Source organism: Candidatus Symbiopectobacterium sp. NZEC135, from assembly GCF_025962695.1.
The window spans coordinates 1-1,506 of the sequence record NZ_JAGFPF010000413.1 but is presented as its reverse complement, the minus strand read 5'-3'; the positions used below and the strand labels follow the sequence as shown (position 1 = coordinate 1,506).

General features: G+C 50.6%; 2 protein-coding genes and 1 pseudogene. All 3 read left to right on the top strand.

Features of this window, described 5'->3' with window-relative positions; translation table 11 throughout:
* On the top strand, positions 1-297 hold a 297-nt coding region (locus tag J5224_RS27415), incomplete at its 5' end, for a dpoa decarboxylase (protein ID WP_264628295.1).
* Positions 298-358: 61 nt separating this feature from the next.
* A complete protein-coding gene (locus J5224_RS27410) occupies positions 359-724 on the top strand; it encodes a hypothetical protein (protein ID WP_261867628.1) in 366 nt (121 codons plus the stop codon).
* A 351-nt stretch (positions 725-1,075) separates the two neighbouring features.
* Positions 1,076-1,506: pseudogene (locus J5224_RS27405) on the top strand (MFS transporter); the annotation flags it as partial.

Genomic DNA, 1,506 nt, shown 5'->3' with positions numbered 1-1,506 from the left:
GAAGACCTGTTTATTGCCAATATTCACTCAACGCATCACGACAGAATATCTGTCACATGTATCTATGATTCCCTGTCAAAAGAAGCCAATCAGGGATGCGGGCTTTATTACGAAATCTATGAAAGCCGATTTACCGGTTTATTGCGACATCATCTGTCACAGCTTAATGAATCGGACGCCGAGAAGCTCAGGCGGTATGCCGAAAGTCAGGGAACGAAAGTCGATGATGACACCTATCATGCGGTATTAAACGCGGAACGAGAATGCCGGGCTGAAATAGCCCGCGAACAGATGTGAATAACAAACATTGATAATGTCTCGAATGACGCCACAGACTGACAGACGGCGGTTTTAAAGCATGCTTATTTTGGCTTCAATTTCGGAGAAATTGTTAAGCCGTAAAATAAGTGTGTGGAGCGCGGACAGAAAATTTAATTTCGCAGAAATTGCTAATTTTCAGGCACCGCGCCCACCTGCGAACATTCGCCTAAAGCGAATTGAGCAGGCCGGGGGGAGCCGAATAAATTTCGCCGCCCCAGCGAGCGAAAAGCTGTCGCCCACGACAGCGGTTTATTTGGGGGGCAAAGCCCCGCACACCGTCAAGCCAGGTAATATTTCCCGCCCCAGCGGGGAATATTGCCGATCAGGCGCGACCAACCCCTTTAAAGCAGCGTTCCCGTTTTTTGGAGCTTGCGAGAAAAAACAGGCGAAACGCGCGTCTTAAAGGGGTTGGTCGCGCGTAGCGTGCGACGGTGTGCCGCCTTTGCCGTTGGGGGTTTTGGGGTGGCGTCCAGCCACGACATTACCCCCATGTGACATGCAGGGAGAGCGTCCAGCACGAGCGTATGTCACACGCCTTTGCCCGTCATTCGGGCGTTTCAGGGAGCTGACGACCATGCGTCGGCTGTTTTCTGAAAGCGCGGATAACGGGCATGAGCGTCGCAGACGTTCAGTGCTCTTCATCCGTTTATGGGCGTCCTCAATAGGCGTCGCGCGTGGGCGTGGGGTTTAACGTCCATCGGTGACGCCCATGTGATGCGCCCGTCACACCGAAATCAGACCGGAGATCACTGCGATGGGAATCCATCTGATGCAAAGGCTGAATGCCTTTTCGGATGCCTTTTCTTTTTTTCTGCTCTGGCTACAACACAACCCGGTAATATTGTCCGTATTTGCCGGGCTGACGCTGCCATTCATCTTTCATCTGCCACGTGAAGAAAGAAAAAATGCCCCCCTCTGGTTAAAATCGGTAGCGGGTGTATCCACCTTCTTTTTCATATTTGGCACCCTGTCACCACTGACCATTCAGGGGCTGAGTTTTTTCTTTAAAGTGCTCGATAATGACATCCTGCTCAGATTATCACTCTGGATATTGACTGTCGGATTTACGCTGGCAGGTCTGGCTTTTCATATTGCAGTCCGAAGGCTGCTGACGGGTGAAATCGACAGTTTGAAACATCGGATGATTAAAAAAAGCAAGCTGGAAAGAAATGTCAGAACGGATGT

Coding starts and splice junctions, on each gene's coding strand:
- J5224_RS27410 (WP_261867628.1), top strand. CDS start 359: ATGCTTATTTTGGCTTCAATTTCGGAGAAATTGTTAAGCCGTAAAATA.